The organism is Acinetobacter sp. RUH 2624 (genome assembly GCF_000162375.2).
Lineage (GTDB): Bacteria > Pseudomonadota > Gammaproteobacteria > Pseudomonadales > Moraxellaceae > Acinetobacter > Acinetobacter nosocomialis.
Genome location: NZ_KI391939.1, coordinates 2,969,903 through 2,990,853, shown reverse-complemented (window position 1 = coordinate 2,990,853; position 20,951 = coordinate 2,969,903). Strand labels below are relative to the sequence as shown.

Genomic DNA, 20,951 nt, shown 5'->3' with positions numbered 1-20,951 from the left:
ACAAACCATGAATAACAAGAACAACCCGATTGGAATGATTGACTCTGGTTTAGGTGGGTTGTCTCTCTTTAAGCATATTCGGCAGGCTCTTCCGAATGAAGACATTATCTATTTCGCCGACTCGAGATATGTCCCTTATGGAGACAGAGAAAGCGACTGGATTGTTTCACGAACCACGCATTTAATTTCAAACCTAGTTGCTCAAGGTAAGTGCAAAGCGATTGTGGTTGCTTGTAACACCATGACGGCTGTAGCAATTGAAACGATTAGAGCACAAATTAATGTGCCACTTATTGCGATAGAACCAGCGGTAAAACCCGCGGTTGCCATGACCGTGAGCAAGCATATTGCTGTCTTGGCAACGGCAACCACGGTGAAGGGCAAAAACTTAAAAAGTTTAATTGAAACGTATGCGCAAGATATTAAAGTGTCTTTGGTGCCGTGTATTGGTTTGGCTGAAAAAATTGAAACGGGCAAAGCACATACAGCGGAAGTTAAGGATTATTTAAAAAATATTTTGGCACCGTTGGTCGAGCAAAAAGTCGATACGATTATTTTAGGATGTACACATTATCCGTTTGTTTCAGACACGATTCAGGAAATTGTAGGGCGTGATATTCAAATTATTGAGCCTTCCGAAGCTGTAACAGCCCAATTAATACGGCAGCTCAATCAGTATCATTTAAGTTCTGAAAGTCCAAATGAAGGGAACCATATTATTTGGACCAGTTCAGACCCGTTGGAAGTTGCGGATGTTACTTTTTCTTTGTTAGGTACGCGTTTACCCGTAAAAGCTATAGAAAAGTAAACTCTAGAAAAGATGATAAGAGGTGTTTGCTTATCATCTTATATTTTTATATAGATTGTTAAATTGAAATTAAATATTAATCTATTTCATTAGCTAAATATATATAACCCAAGTTTATATTTTAAATTTAATTAAAAGTTCTAAATATGATAAAGAAAATAATATTATTAAAATATAAATAAAATGATTATATTTAAAGTTTTTCATTAAAATAAATTGACGTAATTAAAATCACCAATTATTATCTCGTTGCTGGCCTACATTGCCAGCCGGTTTTAGCAGACCGACCCTAGCGTAGCGGGTTATACTTCCTCAGTATTTCTCGTGTGGAACCTTTGTGCCCCCTTTTTCTCTATGGTAGGGCGGAAGGGGGACGCGTTCGCGCGTGCTGGTCGCTAGGTCAGTCTGCTAACCCTCTTTCGTTCTACCACCCTAAATTAGTTCGCGGTGATTTGGTGGTAGAACTCCATTTTTAAGGAGTTGGCCATGCCATTATTCAAACTCATTTTCTCTCTCAATTAATTATTTTATTTATTTAAAATTTGGGTTTTTTGCGACCTGATTTTTTAAATTTATAAATTATTTCTATTTTAAAATTTTAATTATTTTATTTTCCCGTGTTTGTGGGAGGGTTAGTTATTATTTAAAAAATTATTTTAATATTTAATCGAATTATATTTTTATTTTATTTAAAGATATAAATAATCATGAGAATAATATGAAACTTCATAAATTTATATTGATTTTAAACCTTGTGGTCGGTGCTTACAGTATTACCAATGATGATGCCAATGCTCAGCAGGAATTTAAAAGAATTTGTTTGTCAGGTAAACACATGCAAGCCAGTTGTAATTGTGTTTGCCAGCAGCTTGCACAGGTGTATTCGCCTCAGACTGTACAACGTTTAAAACACACCAGTTTGCAAAGTCCTGTTCTCCCACAGGACTTTGCCCCTAACTTGTTTAGCAGTATTCAACACTGCAACAAAACTGAAATGGGCTAAGTTCGCTTAGCTCCTTTATCTCTGTGTCGCAATGACCTCTCAAACTTTAAATCAGCGCAAAAGTAAAAGTCTGTTGTGGCATGGGGGCCTAGGGGAGTGTCCTTTATGTTCTGGTATGAACGCAATAAAAAAGCCCGATATGCGTTACATATCGGGCTTAATCAATCAGTTGTTAAAGCAAGTGATGCCTTAATAATGATCTTTTTTGAATTACTCTACAGTTACTGACTTCGCCAAGTTACGCGGCTGGTCAACGTCTGTACCACGTAATACAGCAACGTGATAAGACAACAACTGAACTGGTACGCTATAAATGATTGGAGCAAGCCATTCGTTTACTGCCGGAATTTGTACAACGTGTTGACGATCTTTTTCAACTACGCCGCTATTTTCATCAGCGAATACGAATAATTCACCGCCACGCGCCTGAACTTCTTCCATATTTGACTTAAGCTTATCAAGCATTTCATCGTTTGGCGCAAGAATCACGATTGGCATTTCAGTATCAACAAGTGCCAATGGCCCATGTTTTAACTCACCAGCCGCATAACCTTCTGCGTGAATATATGAAATTTCTTTAAGCTTTAACGCACCTTCCAAAGCGATTGGATAGTGTGTGCCACGGCCTAAGAATAAACAGTGTTGTTTTTCAACAAACAATTCTGATAAACGTAAAATTTCAGCATCATTCTTAAGCGTATCAAGAATTACTTTCGGGCTGTGCCACAATTCGCGAGCAATCTCTTCAATCATGACATTGCTAATACGCTGTTTTACTTGTCCAATTTTTAAGACGAGTAGCATAAGTGCAGCAAGCTGAGTCGTGAACGCTTTAGTTGATGCAACACCAATTTCAGGCCCAGCAAGGGTCAATAAGTGGTGATCAGTTTCACGTACCATTGAAGACGTCGCAACGTTACAGATAGTCAAAGTTTGAATATCGATATTGTTTGCTTTGGCACGTTTTTGAGTTTCACGTAATGCAGCTAAAGTATCGGCTGTTTCACCTGATTGAGAAATACAGATATAGAGCGTATTTTCAACAATCACAGGTGTGCGATAGCGGAATTCACTTGCGATTTCAACTTGGCAAGGCACGCCAATCAGTTGTTCAAACCAATATTTCGCGATCATGCCTGAGTGATAGCTTGTACCACATGCAATAATCTGTACGCTTTGAACTTTGCTAAAGTCTGCTTCAGCATTTTGCAAGAAGTCTTCGCGTAAGCTGTTGCCATCAAGCGCTTGAGAAATTGTTTGTTTAATTGCTTCTGGTTGCTCATAAATCTCTTTGAGCATGTAGTGCTTGTATTCACCTTTTGAAGCATTGCTTACCGTTGCGTCAAGCTCTTTCACTGGACGTTCAACAAGTTCACCGTTTGCAAATACTTCAATTGAAGTACGAGTCAGGCGAGCAATATCACCTTCTTCTAAATACATAAAACGGTTAGTCACAGGTAAAAGCGCAAGTTGGTCTGAACTAATAAAGTTCTCACCAATACCTACACCAATCACCAGTGGTGAACCTTCGCGTACAGTGATTAACTCATCTGGGTAATCGCTATGGATAATACCCAGTGCATATGCACCTTTAAGCTGAGGAACAACAGATTGTACTGCTTCAAGTAAGCTGTCAGTGCTTTTTAGTGCTTCTGCAACTAAGTGAGCGACAACTTCTGTATCTGTTTGAGAGGTAAATACATATCCTAAAGCTTGAAGGTCATCTTTAAGCTCTTGATAGTTTTCGATAATACCGTTGTGTACGACTGCCACTTTACCCGACATGTGAGGGTGAGCATTATTTTCAGTTGGTTTACCATGTGTTGCCCAACGTGTATGAGCAATACCAACTACCCCAGTGAGCTGCTGATCAGCAACTGCATCGGCAAGATTAATCACCTTACCTACACGACGCTCACGTAAAACTTCTTCATTATTCAGTACAGCAACGCCTGCTGAATCATAACCGCGATATTCAAGACGTTTTAAACCTTCAATTAAAATTTCGGTTACACAACGTTCTGCAACGCCTCCGACGATACCACACATAATTCAATCCTCTTATTTTTTAACCTTTTGGGGACGTTGATAATTTGCTTTAGAAATTTGTTGAGCACGTTCAAAGGAGAGACTTTGTTCAGCCACATCTTTCGTAATCACAGAACCCGCACCGACTGTTGCTCCATTTCCAATAGTCACAGGCGCAACCAGCGAGCTATTAGAACCGATAAAGACTGCATCGCCAATAGTGGTTTTGTGTTTATTTGCACCATCATAATTGCAGGTAATTGTACCTGCCCCAATATTTGAATCGGCACCGATCTCGGCATCACCTAAGTAGGTGAAATGATTGGCTTTACTGCCAAGACCAATGGTTGTGTTTTTGACTTCAACGAAGTTACCAATGTGGACTTCGTTTGCCAATTTAGCGCCTGGGCGTAAGCGTGCAAATGGACCAATTTGGGTGTTTTCACCAACAATTGCACCATCAAAAACACTATAAGGCTGAACTTTGGTTCCCGCTGCAATTTTTGTATTTTTCAAAATACAACCAGCACCGATTTCTACAAAGTCACCGAGTTCACAGTCACCTTCAATAATGACATTTACGTCAATACGGACATCGTGTCCAACTTTTATAGAACCACGTAAATCGAAACGAGCAGGGTCGGCAAAAGTTACGCCTTGTTGCATAAGTTCTTTTGCTTGCTGTTGCTGAAAATCGCGCTCAAGTGCCGCAAGTTGTAAGCGGTCATTAACCCCTTCAACTTCAAAAGCAAGTTCTGGCTGAATAGAGGCAATTTCTAAGCCATCTGCAACCGCCATCGCAACGATATCAGTTAAATAGTATTCGCCTTGTGCGTTTTCATTAGAAAGCTTAGGTAACCATTCATGAAGTTTTGCATTGCTTACACAGTAAATACCTGTGTTGATTTCTTGAATTTGGCGCTGAGCATCAGTTGCATCTTTATGTTCAACAATCGCTTGAATTTTTCCGTCTTGGCGAACAATACGGCCATAACCTGTTGGGTTGTCGACATGTAAAGTAATCATCCCAATACCGGTTTTACTTGATACTTCAACAAGTTGCTCTAGCGTTGTTTGACGGACTAAAGGAACATCACCGTATAAAATTAATGAAATACCGTCTTTAGGAAGTACCGGTAAAGTCATTTGTACAGCATGACCTGTACCTAATTGTTCTGCTTGTTCAACCCATTGAATGTTTTCTTGTGCAAACGTCTGTTTTACGTGATCGCCGCCATGTCCATAAATGGTAATGATATTTTCTGCTAATAGTTGTTTTGCTGTCTTAATAACATGTCCTAGGAGTGGGCGACCAGCTAAAGGTTGCAATACTTTAGGTAGTTGTGAACGCATTCGCGTTCCTTTGCCTGCAGCTAGGATAATGACGGTAGTTGACATGAGTAAACCTACTTAAATGGCGTTACGCCCCAGAAAGTAATAAATATGATGATACAGAGTGCCGCCCAAAGCCCTGCAATGATGTCGTCCAGCATAATTCCGAAACCGCCAGCAACTTTCTGGTCGGCAACACGGATTGGCCAAGGTTTCCAAACATCAAACAGGCGGAATAAGCAAAAACCAATTAGTGCCCATTGTAACGACATTATATTAAAAAATATTAAAGGCAGAAGAGTAATTGATTGTCCTGCAAATTCATCCCAAACAATTCGCCCATCATCATGAACATCAAGGACTTTTGCCGTTTGACCACAAATATAAATTCCCACCAAGGACATGATGAGAATAGCGATTAAACTTAAGGTAAATCCGAGAGATAACCAGATAGGAATGAAAAGTAAGGCAAAAGCAGAACCAAAAGTACCGGGTGCTTTAGGAGCGAGACCAGATCCAAAACCAACCCCACAGAAAACGATGCAGCGGTTGAACCAAGACATGTTCTTAAAATGAATCGGCGGTTTATGCAAAGTGTTGGTATCCATGAATTTGCAATGGGTAATCTGAACCCAAATGCTCAAAAGTTAGTTTTGTTTGCTCAACGATCTGTCCGATCATTGTAATCTTAACGTCCAGTTGTTTTTGCAAAAGTTTTTCATAATTTTGCGGTGTTATTGTAAAACATAATTCGTAGTCATCACCACCTGCAAGCGCATATTGCCAACGTTGTTGTTCTTTTAGTTGTTGCAATACAGGGTCAACAGGTAATTCTTCCAAGACGAGTCGGGCTCCAACCTTGGATGCTTTTAAAATATGTCCTAAATCTTGCGCTAAGCCATCTGACACATCAATCATGCTAGAGGCAAGGCCTTTTAGCTCTTGTCCAAGCTGACAGCGTGGTGTCGGATAGTCGAGTCTTTGCTGTAGAGGATGGCCCAAGTGCTGTAAACCGTAGGCTGCATCACCTACCTGTCCGCTCACACATACATAATCACCAACTTTTGCGCCTGAACGTAACACGGCTTTTCCGGTTTCAATCCAGCCCATTGCGGTAACGGTAATGGTGAGATGTGGGCCTTGAGTGGTATCTCCACCAATTAAGGCAACACCAAATTGATTACAACAGTCATAGATTCCCTGACTAAACCCTTTAAGCCACTCATGGTCAACTTGAGGCAAGCTGATTGCTAGTAAAATACTGTGCGGTTTGGCACCCATTGCGGCAATATCTGAAAGATTTACAGCAACACTTTTCCAGCCAATCGCATGAGGTGAGGTTTCAAGAGGGAAATGACGTCCAGCAACAAGTGTATCTGCACAGATCACCAGTTGTTGATTTGGAGGGGGAGTAATTAAGGCTGAGTCATCACCAATACCAAGCGCGACATCGGAGTTTGACTGCCGATTAAAGTACTGGTCAATAATTGAAAACTCAGCCATAGAACACCAAGCCTATTAGTTTGCTTGTTGTTTTTCTGCGCTACGCAGTGTCGAACTTAGGCGGTCTAATACACCATTGATGTATTTATGACTGTCTGCTCCGCCAAAATGTTTAGCGAGTTCGATTGCTTCATCAAGTACCACACGATATGGAATTTCTAAATGATCACGTAACTCGTAAGCACCTAAACGTAAAGTCGCAAGCTCTACACCATCAAGTGCGTCAATTTCACGGTCAAGTACCGGAATAAGTAACGCATCAAGGTCTTCGTGTTGAGCGATGACTTGAGTAAGTAGTTCGTGATAATAGCTTAAGTCGACCTTGTGCATTGCATTTTCAGCACGGGTACGTGCTTCAATTTCGTGTACAGGGTTGTGACTCATTTGCCATTCATAAATACCTTGTACAGCAAAACGACGTGCTTTGCGTTTTGCTGCATAAGCGGCTTGCAGTGTTTGAGACATGCTTTAAATTGCCTTTAATAAATTAACCATTTCAATTGCAGTTAAAGCAGCTTCGCTACCTTTGTTTCCTGCTTTTGTACCTGAGCGTTCGATTGCTTGCTCGATGCTGTCAGTAGTTAATACACCATTGATAACAGGCAAGCTGCTTTCTAACGCAACTACACCTAAACCTTTTGCACATTCACCAGCAACAAAGTCAAAGTGAGGCGTGCTACCGCGAATCACTGCACCAAGAGCAATGATGGCGTCAAACTGGTTTGATGTAGCTAATTTTTTAGCAACGATCGGGAGTTCCCAAGCGCCAGGAGCGTGAATAACAGTAATGTTATCTTCATTTACGCCGTGACGTTTTAATGTGTCGATCGCGCCTTCCAATAAGTGTTCAACAACAAAGCTGTTGAAACGACCCACTAAAATCGCATAACGACCTTCGCTTGCGAGATGTAATAAACCTTCAATACGGCGAATTGCCATAGCAACCTCGATTATTTCGTTGTGATTTGATCAGCAGTGACATATTCCACTACTTCTAAATTAAAGCCAGATAAGGCATTGAAACGTAATGGTGAGCTAAGAAGCTTCATTTTTTCAACACCTAAATCACGCAAAATTTGAGCACCTACACCAATCGTTTGATATTGATGTGAAAGTGCTGCATTGGATTTCACCGGTTTTGGCTTGTTTAAATCATCCAACGCTGGTCCCAAGTCTTGCAAATGATCTTGCCCGATCCAGACTAAAACGCCGCGGTCACTTGCTGCGATCGTCTGTAGTGCACGGTCAAGATTCCAAGCAGGTTCGCCGTCAGCCTTATTCAGCTTAAGCAAATCACGAATTGGGCTGAAACCGTGTACACGTACCGTTGTAACCCCTTCTTTTGGCTCGCCTTTAACTAAAGCCAAATGAATGTCCGGGTTACCGATCTCGCGATAGCGATAGAGCTCAAATGATCCGTATTCTGTTTGAATCGTTTTTTGATCCAGACGTTCTACAGTTTGCTCATTCGTCATACGGTAGTGAATTAAGTCGGCAATTGTACCAATTTTTAGGCCATGCTTCTCGGCAAAAATTTCTAAATCTGCACGGCGTGCCATTGTGCCATCTTCATTGATGATTTCACAAATCACAGATGCAGGTTCAAAGCCCGCTAGACGTGTTAAATCACAGCCTGCTTCGGTATGACCTGCACGGTGTAAAACACCACCTGGCTGAGCCATGAGTGGGAAAATGTGGCCCGGTTGTACGATATCGCTTGGTTTTGCATGCGCTGCGACAGCCGTTTGAATTGTATGTGCACGCTCTGCTGCTGAAATACCCGTTGTAATACCTTCAGCTGCTTCGATCGATAACGTAAAGTTTGTACTATGCTGAGCACCATTCTGATCAACCATCAAAGGAAGATTTAACTGTTTACAGCGCTCACGGCTTAACGTTAGGCAAACTAGACCACGTGCATGTGTAATCATGAAGTTAATATCTTCAGGACGAACATGCGTTGCTGCCATGACAAGATCACCTTCATTTTCGCGATCTTCGTCATCCATCAAAATAACCATTTTGCCTGCACGAATATCGGCGACAAGATCTTCAACACGACTCAGCGGCATTCGCTTTCACCTTTTTTTGTCGTAAGACAATTTCTATTGAATAAATTTCGCATAGTTTACGCTGTTTATAGAATTTTGCCTATGATTCTGATTTATCCAAATTTATAACGAGACATAATAGATCTGGATTTATTTATCTGAATAAATCATAAGAGAATAAAATTATTTAAACTAAATACCATGAATTTAAATAAAAAAAACCTAGCCAAAAGGCTAGGTTTAAATGCGCACAAAGACTTTTAAGAAGCTGCACTACTTGGGCTATCATTTTGTGGAATTGATTTTTTGCCCATCAAAATTTCAGTTCGAATATTTTGCGCAAGCTCTGCACATTCAGCATTCATGCCGTTAATCATAAATGCATGGCGAGTCATAACATTACTTGGGTTTGGCATAGCAACAAGCTGATAGCTGTCTTGAATCGCTTTAAGCTGATCATTATCAAGATAAAGTGCAGATTCTTTCGCGTGAAGATGTTGTGCTAAACGCTGAGCAGCTTCTTTGGCGTCAATTTGCATTGCTTCTACAGCATGACACACGGCACTACGGGTTTGCAGTGCAAAGCGTTTATCTTCACGGTAACGCTTATATAAAACGTCTGACAGTAATTGGAACACTGTACCTACCATAAGTAGGCACTCTACAGCGTGTGCATGTGAAGTTGAGATTGCGAGTGTTGCGCCTTCGGCATGGAACTCATCTACTATCTCAATATCTGTAGACTTTAAATGATAATGCTTCGTGCATAGCTCAATACTTTTATTTAAAAAGAGCTGACAAAGTTTAAAGTAAGGAACAGAAACAGACTGGTTAACGCTACTTAACAACTGTTTAGGGTCATAAAACTGAATATTAAGTGCTAAGGTATCTTGATCTGGAGACTCAGCGCTTTTTTCTGGTTGTGTACGAACCAGTGGTTTAGCTTTAGCTTGCTGCTGAGCTTGTGCGACCAAGGTCACTGTATTTTGCTTTTCTAGTGCGAGTGCTTGAGTTAACTCTTGAATCTCATGTTTTAAACGATTTTCTTCGTTAATACGGGCCAAGTATTCGCTACGGGTTGGACGAGCGATAGCACGGTAAGCAAGCCATAATAAAATATGTAGGAACAGTGAAGCTAAAATCGCAAGCCATTGGGTACGAAGAATTTCCCCAATACTTGGTTGAATAAGCGTAATTTCAATAGAACCGACTTTCTTCTCGTTTTGAAGAGCATCACGAACAAAAATTTCACCTTCGCGAGTTTTTGACATGCCGCTTGTTGCCAAAACTTGTTTATTGGCATCAAGAATACGGATAGATGCCACACTTGGATTGGTCGCATAGCGATTGGCAATAAGCGCCAAAGATACCGTATTGGCAGGCTCAAGCTCAGATAAGCTGTCTGCTACGAGTTGACTGGTCATGAGCTGACCTTGACTCGCACGGTTTTCATTGAGCTGGTGTGTCGTTGCAATCACCAATAAAAAGGTATGCAATGCAAAACTAATGATCAGTAGGCTAGCAAATAGCCCTTGTCTAGGCGCAATCAAGTTAAACTTCCAAGGCAATTATATTGAAATTCGATTATGATTCTTACAATAGTTGTCACTCAGACTAGAGTCAATTCATGCGAGAAATCATTCTTATATCCTTTTTAGGACCGGACCAACCAAACCAGTTTACCCGATTAATGCAAGTACTATCCGTACATTCATTGCAAATACTGGATGTAGGTCAGGCCGTTATTCATAATCAACTGACATTGGGCATCGTGGTCGCCTCTGAAAATGAAACTGCGACAGCGTTGGCAATGAAAGAGATTTTGATTTTAGCACATGATATTGGCTTAACAGTGCGCTTTAAACCAATCTCGGGCACAGAATACGATCAATGGGTAAGCGAAGGTGGACGAACCCGTTATATCGTCACTGCTTTAGCGCCTGAACTGACTGCTGCACATTTACAAGCAGTTACACAAATTGTGTCTACACAAGGCTTTAACATTGAAACTGTCACCCGTTTATCTGGCCGTGTAGACCTTGAAAAAGACAGTACATTGCCTCGTCGTGCCTGTGTTCAGTTTGGTTTAAGTAGTGGTCCAACTTTAGATGCACAAGCGATGCGTGCTGCTTGTTTACTTCTTTCAAGCGAATTAAATATTGATGTCGCTGTCCAAGAAGACAACGCTTATCGACGTAATCGCCGTTTAGTGTGTTTCGATATGGATTCAACTTTAATTGAACAAGAAGTAATTGATGAGTTGGCGCTTGAAGCAGGGGTAGGCGCGCAAGTTGCTGAAATTACTGAAAGAGCAATGCAAGGTGAGTTGGACTTCCAACAAAGTTTCCGTGCACGTGTTGCATTATTAAAAGGTCTTGATGCATCTGTTTTACCTAAAATCGCTGAGCGTTTGACCATTACTGAAGGTGCGGAACGCCTTATTTCGACTTTAAAAGCACTTGGATATAAAACGGCAATTTTATCTGGTGGTTTCCAGTATTTTGCTGAATATTTACAAGCTAAATTAGGTATTGATGAAGTTCATGCCAACGTTTTAGATGTACAAGATGGCGTTGTAACAGGTGAAGTAAAAGGTGTAATTGTTGATGGTGCGCGTAAAGCAGAGTTGCTGCGTGAGCTTGCCAACAAACTTGGTATTTCACTAGAGCAAGCGATGGCTGTCGGCGATGGCGCAAATGATTTACCGATGCTTGCGATTGCGGGTCTTGGTGTCGCATATCGTGCTAAACCGCTTGTTCGTCAAAATGCCAATCAGGCGATTTCAAGCGTTGGTTTAGATGGTGTCTTGTATTTACTCGGTATGCATGACAAAGATTTAAGCCGTGCCTAAATAATACTGAACAATCATTAAGCGCTGCTCAAGAGTAGCGCTTTTTTTATGCAGAATAGTCATAAAAACAAGCAAGTTATGACAAAATGATGCACAGAAAAAAGGCAATAAAAAAAACTGAAAAAAACTTATTTTGAGGCAAAAAAACAGCATAGTTTTTTGTAATGACACGCCAGAATTGACGCCATATAGGAAGTAGAACTTTTTTAAATTTGCAAAAATGTAATGACAAAAGAATGTTGCGACAAAGTATGTCGCTTCGACAAATAACAGGTCTTTTTTTCTAAAAAAAAACATCCATAATGCTTTCTAAGCTTCAACACAAATCATGAATTAAAGTTGTTTTTGGAATGAGGTCTGGTGTTCAGACCGAATGTTTTTAGACGTTTTCATTAAGACGGAGGTTTCTATGGTAACAGCGAATTTTGCCGCTATCGCCGGACTCAGCTTAATTGCTGTCGCGCTTGTTGCTGTGTTCTTTTCTCCTTACCGTCGTTGGCTTGGTTTTATGCTTGCAGGGATGTTTTTTTGGGGGCTATTGGAAGTGGTCCGTTTTGGAGTTCAAGTCACTTTTGAAATGCCAGTCACATATAGTTATTTAACTGCACTAAGTCTAGCGATGGTAATGGTCACATTTATTTTATTACGTGAGGATAAACAGGCACAGAAGGCTTTGGCAAATCGCCAATATATAGAACATACGCCAGTATATGAAGATGATCAGCAGCAATGTTCTAGCCGATAATTAAATTGTTATCTAACGGTAAAAAGGTATGCACAGCATGCCTTTTTTATTTACGAAAACATGATTTTTATTATACAAAGCATTTATTAAAAAATAGCCAGTTATGCTACGATAGGCTGGTCTGTTGACGTTTCATATATAGATTGCGTTGCCAATTAGAATATCATCAGTCGATGCACAAAACAGGCAATGGGGAGCCCTTGCTGAGTTTTGCCCCAAGGTTTTCATAAAAATACAATAGGCGTGAATGTTCATGAAACTTTCTTCTATACCTGTAGTCAAGTTACCACTTGTTGATGTCAGTACAGACCCGTTAGATTTATTGGTAGCAGGTTTGGCACTGCGTATGAAACAGTTGGCACGTACAAGTCCTAAGTTTATTGAGCTAGTGCATGACCGCGCATTCCGCATTCAAATTGGTACTGATTTAGGTGTGGCTCGCCAAATTATTATTAACCATGGCCATATTGATACAGTCGCTGGTTCACCTGAAAAAGCTGACTTTATTTTGCAGTTTGCAGATAGTGAACAAGGTGTAAAAACCTTACTTAAAGGCGACCCAACTGCATTCATGACGGGTATGCAAGAGGGTAGTATCAAAATGGAAGGTGATTTCAGCCTACTTGTTTGGTTTAATCAGGCAGCTAAATTGATTCCACCAAAATTACCTAAACCAGTAAAAGATAAAGTACGTCAGGCACGTGCCTTTATTAAAGAAAAGACTGGTCGTTAAGACCTAATAAAAAAACTCCCGATCGGGAGTTTTTTTATATCTATGCTTCAACTTCTAAATTGAAAGTGACTGGCCCATCATTAATGAGGTGTACTTTCATATCAGCAGCAAAAATACCTGTTTGAACATTTTCAAACTGTGAACGGGTATATTCAACTAACTGTTCATAGAGCGCTTTTGCGTCGCTCGGTGGCATGGCTGGACCAAAGTCTGGACGTAAGCCTTTTTGGGTTTGTGCCATGAGCGTGAACTGAGAAACAAGTAGGACTCCGCCATTTGCTTGTGATACATTCCAGCCCATTTTGCCTTGCTCATCATCAAAAATACGATATTTCAAAATCTTATCGATAAGCTTCTGACCTGTGGCTAAAGTATCGTCTCGGCCAATTCCTAAAAAAACCAATAAGCCATTCTGGATTTCACCGGTCGTTTCACCGTCTACCACCACTTTAGCTTCAAGAACTCGTTGTATTAAAGCGCGCATTGTTAGAGAGAGTTTCTGCAATTATTTGAATTGATGCAGTTTAGCAGAAATTAATTTAAATGATTTTTAAAAGGAAATTTCATGGAGTTGCAACAATGGTATAAAAGCTCATAATTCATCTATAAAAATATGCTTTAATGCTAAGAAGCAAGCGAATAATCATTGACTATGTCTCCAATTATCCATTCTTTACTTGATACAGACTTGTACAAATTTACGATGCTACAAGTGGTTTTGCATAAATTCCCGCAAACACATAGTGTCTACCATTTTCGTTGCAGAAATTTAGAAGATACTGTTTATCCATTAGTGGATATTTTGGATGACTTAAACGAGCAACTCGACCATTTATGTAATCTCAAATATAAAGAAGACGAACTACAATATTTAAGAAAATTACGCTTTATTAAAAGCGACTTTGTCGATTATTTAGAATTATTCCAACTTAAACGACGTTTTATTCAGGCCAGTATTGATAATGAAGGTCGACTAGATATTCGGATTGAAGGGCCAATGGTTCAGGCCATGATGTTCGAGATTTTTGTTTTAGCGATTGTAAATGAATTATATTTTAGCCGCATTAAAACAGACGAAGTTTGGGCGGAAGGCGAACGACGTTTACAAGCAAAGCTTGAATTGATTCAGCAGTACGAAAAATCTCAACAGCCGAATGATCCTCCATTTTTAGTTTCTGATTTTGGTACACGCCGTCGGTATAGTTTTGAATGGCAAAAACATGTAGTTGCTGCATTTCATAAAACTGTGCCAAATGTATTCCGTGGAACGAGTAATGTTTTGCTGGCTAAAGAATTAAATATCACGCCAATTGGAACCATGGCACATGAATTCTTGCAGGCGTTTCAGGCGCTTGATGTTCGTTTACGTGATTTTCAAAAAGCTGCTTTAGAAACATGGGTACAGGAGTACCGTGGAGACTTAGGAATTGCTTTGACCGACGTTGTTGGTATGGACGCTTTCTTAAGAGATTTTGACCTGTATTTTGCCAAACTATTTGATGGCTTACGTCATGACAGTGGTGACCCATATGAATGGGGTGATAAGGCTTATGCGCACTACCGTAAATTAAAAATTGACACCAAAACTAAAATGTTGACCTTTAGTGATGGCCTTAATTTGCCAAAGGCTTGGGAGCTACATCAATATTTCAAAGACCGTTTTCAGGTGAGTTTCGGTATTGGTACTAATTTGACCAATGACATGGGCCAAACACCGCTCAATATTGTATTGAAACTGGTTGAGTGTAATGGTCAGTCGGTTGCCAAAATTTCGGATAGCCCTGGCAAAACCATGACTGATAACGATACGTTCTTGGCTTATTTACGTCAGGTTTTCCAAATTGAAGAGCTTGAAGAAGCTGTTTAATCACAACGTAGTCTGACAGTTTGGCAGCTACTTAACGCTTGAGAATGTTTATATCTGATTTTCTGCTAAACGGTAGCAGAAAATCAGAGTTTGATAGATATAAGCTTATGCTAAGATGAAATTAAGCTGGTATAAAAAGTAACCATGACGATGACACTCCCTGATTTTAAACTCGATTTATTAATAGAAGCAGAAGAGTTAGTGCCTTATTTAGGTAATGAATATATCCGTATTGTAGATTTGAGTCGTGCATCAGTTTATGAGCAGCTCCATATTCCACATGCAATTCATTTACAGCCTAAATGGTTGGTCGCTCAGCATGAAGAAGCCACTGGTATTTTGCCAGATGAAGCAGGTTTACAAGCCCTCATTGAAAAATTAAATATTTCACCAAATCACCATGTAGTGGTCTACGATGATGAAGGTGGAGCATGGGCAGGACGTTTAATCTGGAATTTGCATTGCTTAGGATTTACACGTACGAGTTTAATTAATGGCGGTATTCATGCATGGCTTGGGGCAGGTTTACCGACTACAGCTGAGGTTGAAGAACTGCCTCGAGTTGATGATTTAATCCAGATTGATTTATCACATGCTGCACAGTTCCGAGTGAACTATGAAGAATTACGTAAACAGGTTGAACAAGAAAGCATTCAATTGTGGGATTGCAGAACGATTGATGAGTACAGCGGTGTTCGTTTAGCAGCGCGACGCGGTGGTCACATCCCAAATGCACTCCATTTTGAATGGAGTACTGCACTTAATCGACAAAATCATCTAAAATTGCATCCGCTTGAACGCACGCGGCAGCGTCTTGAACAACTTGGGTTCGATTTAAAACAACCTGTAGTCGTATACTGCCAGTCACATCACCGTTCTGGTTTGGCCTATATTTTGGCTAGACTTTTGGGTTGGGAAGCAAAAGCCTATGATGGTGCGTGGAGTGAATGGGGCAATCGCCTCGATAGTCCTATCATTACTGGAGAATCGCCGTCTTGAGTTTTACATCTCGCTTAAAAAAAGAATTATTTATTAAGGCACAAAATCTTGTTCCTCAGCATCAGTTAAGCCGTGTGGTGGGTAAAGTTGCTGCAAGTGAAAATCCGGTATTAAAAGCTGCGGTTATTCATGCATTTAAAACCAAATACGGTATTGACTTGTCGATTGCTGAACAAGGCAATGCACTTAAATATAAATCTTTTAATGATTTCTTTACTCGTGCATTGAAAGATGGCGTACGTCTAGTTGATGAAAACCCAGATAGTATTGTTTCACCAGCAGATGGCGCAATTTCTCAAATTGGTAAAATTACTGCTGGGGAAGTTTTTCAGGCAAAAGGCCAAAGTTTCTCTGTAGAAAAATTAATTGGTGACCCACAACTTGCTCAACCTTTCCAAGAAGGCGAGTTTGCAACGGTTTATTTGTCTCCACGTGATTATCACCGTGTTCATATGCCATTTTCAGGCACATTAACTGAAACTTTATATGTACCGGGTGAGTTATTTTCAGTAAATCAGGTGACTGCTGAAAATGTACCGGGTTTATTTGCCCGTAATGAGCGTATGGTTTGCTTGTTTGATACTGAACTTGGTCGTATGGCTGTTGTTTTAGTCGGCGCTATGATTGTTGCAGGTATTGAAACTGTGGCAACAGGTAAAGTAAAACCATCGGGTCGTATCGAATTACAACATCATCAGTTGAAGCTAGAGAAAGGTGCGGAGCTTGGTCGTTTTTATTTAGGTTCTACTGCTATTATTTTATTTGAAAAAGATAAAATCGAGTGGGAAAAACGTTTTAAAGCCGAGTCAGTTGTTGTCATGGGCGAACGTATGGGTCATACGATTTAACCCATAAATAATATTAAAAAAGAGAGCATTTGCTCTCTTTTTTTATTCACATTTTTATAATTAACTCTATTTTTAAATATAATGTTTATCAGTAAATGAACTTTCAACTCATTATAAATACTTACTAAGAGAATAAAATGTCCCCAACTCCTATCATTAGCCTATATTTTGCTTCGGTTTTGACTTTTGTGGCCGCGTTACTTCATTTTATTTGTGTGTTTTGGGGAGCAAATGGTTTTCGGTTTTTAGGGGCTGGGAAAAGTATTGTTCAGATGGTCGAAAAAGGGCATTGGTACCCGAATTTTATGGCTATAGCTGTAGGTTTTATTCTTTGTATTTTTTCTTTTTACGCTTTTTGCGCAGCAACTCGTTTTATGAATTTACCATTTGAAAAAATGATTATTTCTCTAGTTGCCATTCCATTTATTTTGCGTGGTTTGGCATTTCCATGGTTAAAGGCTAGATTTAGTGGAAATAGTGATCTATTTTGGTATGTGAGTTCTTTCATTTGCCTCTTGTTGGGTTCGTTATATGCAATAGGGGCATATTTTTTATAAGTTCAATTTGAAATGATGATTAGAAAGTAGAGGAGTAATCCCTTGATTAAAAAAAGTAATTCTTTATTAAAATTTTTATTGAGCAGTATTTGTTTGGCATCCGGTTCTGCTATGGCTACTCCAATGACAGATTTGAGTAAGCAAATAGTGAGTGAAAAACCGGGTTCTATACTGTCCATCGAACAACAAGATGTGACGAGTTTATTTCCTCATGCAGATCAACGTTTGCTGGTCAATTATCGTAGTCGAGGTGTGAATGGTGAACCTATCGTTGCCTCAGCATTTATTTTATTACCAAAAGGAACGCCTCCAAAAAATGGCTGGCCTATACTGGCTTGGGCGCATGGCACGACCGGAGTTGCTGACACCTGTGCACCTTCTGGTGACTATGTAGGTGGCCCTGTTCATTCTTATCAAGAAGTTGCTTCCAAAGCTTTAGATTCTTGGCTTGCACGCGGCTATGCGGTCGTTGCGCCCGATTATCAGGGATTAGGTACGCTAGGTGCACATCCTTATATGAATGCCAAGAGCCAACTGCACACGGTGGTAGATGCCGTACGAGCGTTACATGCAGTTAAGCCAAAAGATTTTAATAAAAAATGGCTAGTGATGGGCCATAGCCAAGGCGGAGCTGCTGCTATTGCCGTGGCGGCTTATGGGCAAAAAGATGCACCTGAACTAGATTTAAAAGGAGCGATTGCGCTTGCGCCAGGTGGCTATCAATATGAAGGCATTGCAGAGTATGTAAAAACTAATCCAAACCCAGAACCTAGCGTGGCAGCTTTCTTCCCGATTGTATTATTGGGCGCACAAGCAGCAGAACCAAGCATTGTCCCTGAAAATTTAGTTAGTCCCGAAATGAACACTGTGCTAACGCAAGCACGTAGCCGCTGTTTATCTGAACTTCAATCTGACTTGAAGAAATCTCCTTCTAGTATATTTAAAGCCGATGCAGATTTAAGACCTCTTTTGACTTATCTGAAGCAGCAGTCCATTGAAAATATGGTGCCTACCGTACCATTAATGATCGTACAAGGTTCTAAAGATCATTTGGTTGACCCGAGAGGGACATATGCTTATTACCAACAGCTATGCAAATCAAAAAAGCCAACTATTTATCAAACAATTGATGGGGGAGATCATCGCGATGCACTGCGTCAGAGTAGTACTTTTGCCACCAACTTTTTAAATGTTATAGAGAAAAATCAGACTAAATCTTATTGCTCTAATTTTAAATAAATAGTTTGAAATGTGACAAAAAAGCCGACTTTTCAAGAGTCGGCTTTTTATATGTGAGAAGACAACTTTAGGTCATGTTATATAGTCTTTCTTTTGGAAAAACTGCGGTAAAGGTTGACCCTTCATTTTCTTTAGATTGCACATCTAAATAAGCACCATGCTGCATCAGTACATGTTTTACAATCGCAAGGCCTAAACCCGTTCCACCTGTTTGGCGACTACGGTCACTATCTACGCGATAAAAGCGTTCGGTCAGACGCGGTAAATGTTTCGGGTTAATCCCGATACCGGTATCTTGTACGCTAAAGTAAGCATGTTCACCGTCATCATGCCAGCCAATGGTAATGGTTCCACCTTTGGGTGTGTATTTAATGGCATTGGTAATTAAATTACTAAATGCGCTGGCAATTTCCATGTCGGAACCAATCAGGTCACAGTGGCTATCAATATGTAAATTTAGTGTGTGTCCATAATCGGCATTGTAGGCCTGAGCATCATCAAACAGTTGATTCATTAAGCTCGGCATTTCAATAATCTGATTTTTTGCAATTTTTTTGTTGTTTTCTAAATTTGATAACAGCAATAAATCATTCACTAACGCATTCATACGTTTTGTTTGTGATTGCATTTGGTCAAATGCACGTTTCCAGCGTGGGCTGATATCTTCTTGGTCGGTAAATGTTTCGATATAGCCGCTCAGTACAGTTAAGGGGGTGCGAAGCTCATGCGAAATATTATCGACGAAGTCTTTACGCATTTGCTCAAGGTTGTGCATACGCGTTACGTCGTAAGCTACAAGTAAGCGACTTTCTCCACCGAACCGTGTGAGCTTAACCTGTACATAACGGTCATCATCAAGATTAGAATGGAGTTTAATCCCATCGGGCGCTTGATCAATATTGTTAAAATATTCAATAAAAGTAGGCTGACGCAAAATAGTTAATAAGTTGCGACCACGGTCAAGTGGACTAATTCCCAGTAAACGCTCTGCGGCTGGGTTCCACCATTCGATTTGATGTTGATCATCAATTAAAACAACTGCCTCAGCTAGGGCAACTAAAGAAGATTGGGCACGGTCAATTAGCCCAACCATTTCGGCCTGAACAATTCGTTCCTGACGCTGAGCACGATACACATTAAATAATAATGCCCCCCAAATACCACTTAGGTTGGGAGGAACATCGTAAGGATTGTTGGCAATCCAGTCATTCACCAAATATAAAGAACGTAACTGGAGCGCAAAAAACACCACGAAGGCGATAAAAATACAGCTCCAGAAATACCCAACCCCTAAACCGACTAACCCTGCAATAATCAGGAAAAATAATAAAAGTCGTAAATCTTGTTTAGCAAACGTCCACAAACTACTGTAACGGGAAAGCTTTTGTTCACGTACCTGTTCAGGGACGGGGTAAGGTTCATACATAAATTTTGGTTAACCTGCGGCTAAATCTGCACGTGTAGAGAAACGATAACCTGTACCACGTACGGTTTGAACAAATCGGTCAACACCAAAAGGTTCTAACACTTTACGCAAACGACGGATATGTACATCGATGGTACGGTCTTCGATGTATACATTACCGCCCCACACCTGATCGAGCAACTGGGCACGTGTATATGCACGTTCTGGATGGGTCATAAAAAATGCAAGCAAGCGATATTCTGTTGGCCCCATATCTAAAATGCTGTTACCAAAGCTCACGCGTTGGCTTACAGGATCAAGAATTAAACCATTGGCATCAATGGTTTTTTCACCGCTTAGCGCATTTGCACGGCGTAAAACAGCTTTAATACGAGAAACCAGTTCACGTGTTGAAAATGGCTTAGTCATATAATCGTCTGCACCGGCATCTAGACCTTGTACTTTGTGGTCTTCCTCACCGCGCGCAGTCAGCATAATGACTGGAATTTCTGCTAGGTTTTCATCGCGTTTTAAGCGGCGGCATAAATCCACACCACTTACGCCTCCAGGTAACATCCAATCAAGCAAGATAAGTGCTGGACGTTGGTCGACGATAATTTGATGGGCCTGTTTGGCATCTTCAGCCTGTAAACATTGAAAGCCTGCCATATCCAAAGAAGTATGGATCATTTCACGAATAGGAAGCTCATCATCGACAATTAAAATATAGTCATCTTTCACAGCGTAATACCTTGTAGATTTTAACGGTGAACCGTTTTGTAGTTATGACAGGCTTATTACAAAGATTAATTATGACAATTTCATTGCAGAAAAGTCTATAAAATCGAATTTAGCAATAATTTGTGACAAAAATACGGCAAGCACATGACCGAATGATGACAGGGATGCATAAATTTTCTTAAAGCCATTCAATATGTTAACAGTTTGCTTCCTACTAGGTTTTTAGCCTTAAAGCAGTGTC

The 20,951-nt window shown here is 40.2% G+C and carries 20 protein-coding genes and 1 pseudogene; 10 read left to right on the top strand and 11 right to left on the bottom strand.

The features are described from left to right. The first annotated feature begins 7 nt into the window (after positions 1–7). Both murI and HMPREF0014_RS20690 read left to right on the top strand, forming a co-directional pair. Positions 8–808: a glutamate racemase gene (murI, locus tag HMPREF0014_RS20695; RefSeq protein ID WP_006581433.1), complete on the top strand. Its 801-nt coding sequence runs from the start codon at positions 8–10 to the stop codon at positions 806–808. A 718-nt stretch (positions 809–1,526) separates the two neighbouring features. After that, positions 1,527–1,821 (top strand): annotated as a pseudogene (locus HMPREF0014_RS20690) (hypothetical protein). Between the two features lie 200 nt (positions 1,822–2,021). Here the strand turns inward: HMPREF0014_RS20690 and glmS are convergent. From glmS to HMPREF0014_RS20650, 8 genes are all read right to left on the bottom strand, one after another. Then, positions 2,022–3,860, bottom strand: coding sequence for a glutamine--fructose-6-phosphate transaminase (isomerizing) (glmS, locus tag HMPREF0014_RS20685; protein WP_002053990.1), 1,839 nt, complete (start codon positions 3,858–3,860; stop codon positions 2,022–2,024). A 12-nt stretch (positions 3,861–3,872) separates the two neighbouring features. Beyond that, a complete protein-coding gene (gene glmU, locus HMPREF0014_RS20680; RefSeq protein ID WP_004711404.1) occupies positions 3,873–5,237 on the bottom strand; it encodes a bifunctional UDP-N-acetylglucosamine diphosphorylase/glucosamine-1-phosphate N-acetyltransferase GlmU in 1,365 nt (454 codons plus the stop codon). An 8-nt stretch (positions 5,238–5,245) separates the two neighbouring features. Further along, complete coding sequence (locus HMPREF0014_RS20675; protein ID WP_004711405.1) at positions 5,246–5,779, bottom strand: phosphatidylglycerophosphatase A; 534 nt, start codon at positions 5,777–5,779, stop codon at positions 5,246–5,248. Next, positions 5,757–6,674 (bottom strand): thiamine-phosphate kinase, encoded by a 918-nt coding sequence (thiL, locus tag HMPREF0014_RS20670; protein WP_004711406.1) that lies wholly within the window; start codon positions 6,672–6,674, stop codon positions 5,757–5,759. The genes HMPREF0014_RS20675 and thiL overlap by 23 nt, the downstream gene beginning before the upstream one ends. 15 nt (positions 6,675–6,689) lie before the next feature. Next, entirely contained in the window at positions 6,690–7,139 is a 450-nt protein-coding gene (gene nusB / locus HMPREF0014_RS20665) for a transcription antitermination factor NusB (RefSeq protein ID WP_002053850.1), read from the bottom strand. A 3-nt stretch (positions 7,140–7,142) separates the two neighbouring features. Beyond that, positions 7,143–7,613 (bottom strand): 6,7-dimethyl-8-ribityllumazine synthase, encoded by a 471-nt coding sequence (gene ribE / locus HMPREF0014_RS20660; protein ID WP_001007829.1) that lies wholly within the window; start codon positions 7,611–7,613, stop codon positions 7,143–7,145. A gap of 11 nt (positions 7,614–7,624) precedes the next feature. Further along, positions 7,625–8,746, bottom strand: a complete 1,122-nt coding sequence (gene ribBA, locus HMPREF0014_RS20655; protein WP_002053756.1) for a bifunctional 3,4-dihydroxy-2-butanone-4-phosphate synthase/GTP cyclohydrolase II — start codon at positions 8,744–8,746, stop codon at positions 7,625–7,627. A 239-nt stretch (positions 8,747–8,985) separates the two neighbouring features. Beyond that, entirely contained in the window at positions 8,986–10,293 is a 1,308-nt protein-coding gene (locus tag HMPREF0014_RS20650; RefSeq protein ID WP_082187634.1) for a hypothetical protein, read from the bottom strand. Positions 10,294–10,352: 59 nt separating this feature from the next. Between HMPREF0014_RS20650 and serB the strand changes: the two genes are divergently transcribed. The 3 genes from serB (at position 10,353) to HMPREF0014_RS20635 (ending at position 13,054) form a co-directional block, all read left to right on the top strand. Then, a complete protein-coding gene (gene serB / locus HMPREF0014_RS20645) occupies positions 10,353–11,576 on the top strand; it encodes a phosphoserine phosphatase SerB (RefSeq protein ID WP_004711408.1) in 1,224 nt (407 codons plus the stop codon). A gap of 409 nt (positions 11,577–11,985) precedes the next feature. Continuing rightward, positions 11,986–12,321: a ciprofloxacin tolerance protein AciT gene (aciT, locus tag HMPREF0014_RS20640; RefSeq protein ID WP_002054010.1), complete on the top strand. Its 336-nt coding sequence runs from the start codon at positions 11,986–11,988 to the stop codon at positions 12,319–12,321. 253 nt (positions 12,322–12,574) lie between these two features. Further along, positions 12,575–13,054 (top strand): hypothetical protein, encoded by a 480-nt coding sequence (locus HMPREF0014_RS20635; RefSeq protein WP_002053983.1) that lies wholly within the window; start codon positions 12,575–12,577, stop codon positions 13,052–13,054. A 40-nt stretch (positions 13,055–13,094) separates the two neighbouring features. Here HMPREF0014_RS20635 and dtd read toward each other — a convergent pair whose 3' ends face one another. Further along, entirely contained in the window at positions 13,095–13,538 is a 444-nt protein-coding gene (gene dtd / locus HMPREF0014_RS20630) for a D-aminoacyl-tRNA deacylase (protein ID WP_006581428.1), read from the bottom strand. 168 nt (positions 13,539–13,706) lie between these two features. Between dtd and pncB the strand changes: the two genes are divergently transcribed. From pncB to HMPREF0014_RS20605, 5 genes are all read left to right on the top strand, one after another. Further along, the gene (pncB, locus tag HMPREF0014_RS20625) at positions 13,707–14,921 is read left to right on the top strand and encodes a nicotinate phosphoribosyltransferase (protein WP_020992332.1); all 1,215 of its coding nucleotides are present in this window, start codon (positions 13,707–13,709) and stop codon (positions 14,919–14,921) included. A 150-nt stretch (positions 14,922–15,071) separates the two neighbouring features. Continuing rightward, complete coding sequence (locus HMPREF0014_RS20620; RefSeq protein WP_016805735.1) at positions 15,072–15,920, top strand: rhodanese-like domain-containing protein; 849 nt, start codon at positions 15,072–15,074, stop codon at positions 15,918–15,920. After that, positions 15,917–16,768 carry an archaetidylserine decarboxylase gene (gene asd, locus HMPREF0014_RS20615; protein ID WP_004884964.1) on the top strand — a complete coding sequence of 284 codons (852 nt, stop codon included), beginning with the start codon at positions 15,917–15,919 and terminating at the stop codon, positions 16,766–16,768. The genes HMPREF0014_RS20620 and asd overlap by 4 nt, the downstream gene beginning before the upstream one ends. 137 nt (positions 16,769–16,905) lie before the next feature. After that, a complete protein-coding gene (locus HMPREF0014_RS20610; RefSeq protein WP_004711417.1) occupies positions 16,906–17,325 on the top strand; it encodes a hypothetical protein in 420 nt (139 codons plus the stop codon). A gap of 42 nt (positions 17,326–17,367) precedes the next feature. After that, positions 17,368–18,564, top strand: a complete 1,197-nt coding sequence (locus HMPREF0014_RS20605; RefSeq protein WP_006581425.1) for an alpha/beta fold hydrolase — start codon at positions 17,368–17,370, stop codon at positions 18,562–18,564. 67 nt (positions 18,565–18,631) lie between these two features. On the opposite strand, the gene phoR is transcribed toward HMPREF0014_RS20605, so the two are convergent. Together phoR and phoB are read right to left on the bottom strand one after the other, a co-directional pair. Beyond that, a complete protein-coding gene (gene phoR / locus HMPREF0014_RS20600; RefSeq protein WP_002053999.1) occupies positions 18,632–19,990 on the bottom strand; it encodes a phosphate regulon sensor histidine kinase PhoR in 1,359 nt (452 codons plus the stop codon). Positions 19,991–19,999: 9 nt separating this feature from the next. Beyond that, on the bottom strand, positions 20,000–20,710 hold the full coding sequence (gene phoB / locus HMPREF0014_RS20595) for a phosphate regulon transcriptional regulator PhoB (RefSeq protein ID WP_000650776.1): 711 nt from the start codon (positions 20,708–20,710) through the stop codon (positions 20,000–20,002). Positions 20,711–20,951 lie beyond the last annotated feature (241 nt).

What these genes read in the sequence shown, in the direction of transcription:
- ribE (WP_001007829.1), bottom strand. Translation starts at nt 7,613, where the DNA reads ATGGCAATTCGCCGTATTGAAGGTTTATTACATCTCGCAAGCGAAGGT.
- serB (WP_004711408.1), top strand. Translation starts at nt 10,353, where the DNA reads ATGCGAGAAATCATTCTTATATCCTTTTTAGGACCGGACCAACCAAAC.
- HMPREF0014_RS20610 (WP_004711417.1), top strand. Translation starts at nt 16,906, where the DNA reads ATGTCCCCAACTCCTATCATTAGCCTATATTTTGCTTCGGTTTTGACT.
- nusB (WP_002053850.1), bottom strand. Translation starts at nt 7,139, where the DNA reads ATGTCTCAAACACTGCAAGCCGCTTATGCAGCAAAACGCAAAGCACGT.
- aciT (WP_002054010.1), top strand. Translation starts at nt 11,986, where the DNA reads ATGGTAACAGCGAATTTTGCCGCTATCGCCGGACTCAGCTTAATTGCT.
- ribBA (WP_002053756.1), bottom strand. Translation starts at nt 8,746, where the DNA reads ATGCCGCTGAGTCGTGTTGAAGATCTTGTCGCCGATATTCGTGCAGGC.
- glmU (WP_004711404.1), bottom strand. Translation starts at nt 5,237, where the DNA reads ATGTCAACTACCGTCATTATCCTAGCTGCAGGCAAAGGAACGCGAATG.
- thiL (WP_004711406.1), bottom strand. Translation starts at nt 6,674, where the DNA reads ATGGCTGAGTTTTCAATTATTGACCAGTACTTTAATCGGCAGTCAAAC.
- phoR (WP_002053999.1), bottom strand. Translation starts at nt 19,990, where the DNA reads ATGTATGAACCTTACCCCGTCCCTGAACAGGTACGTGAACAAAAGCTT.
- HMPREF0014_RS20620 (WP_016805735.1), top strand. Translation starts at nt 15,072, where the DNA reads ATGACACTCCCTGATTTTAAACTCGATTTATTAATAGAAGCAGAAGAG.
- murI (WP_006581433.1), top strand. Translation starts at nt 8, where the DNA reads ATGAATAACAAGAACAACCCGATTGGAATGATTGACTCTGGTTTAGGT.
- glmS (WP_002053990.1), bottom strand. Translation starts at nt 3,860, where the DNA reads ATGTGTGGTATCGTCGGAGGCGTTGCAGAACGTTGTGTAACCGAAATT.
- HMPREF0014_RS20635 (WP_002053983.1), top strand. Translation starts at nt 12,575, where the DNA reads ATGAAACTTTCTTCTATACCTGTAGTCAAGTTACCACTTGTTGATGTC.
- pncB (WP_020992332.1), top strand. Translation starts at nt 13,707, where the DNA reads ATGTCTCCAATTATCCATTCTTTACTTGATACAGACTTGTACAAATTT.
- HMPREF0014_RS20675 (WP_004711405.1), bottom strand. Translation starts at nt 5,779, where the DNA reads ATGGATACCAACACTTTGCATAAACCGCCGATTCATTTTAAGAACATG.
- dtd (WP_006581428.1), bottom strand. Translation starts at nt 13,538, where the DNA reads ATGCGCGCTTTAATACAACGAGTTCTTGAAGCTAAAGTGGTGGTAGAC.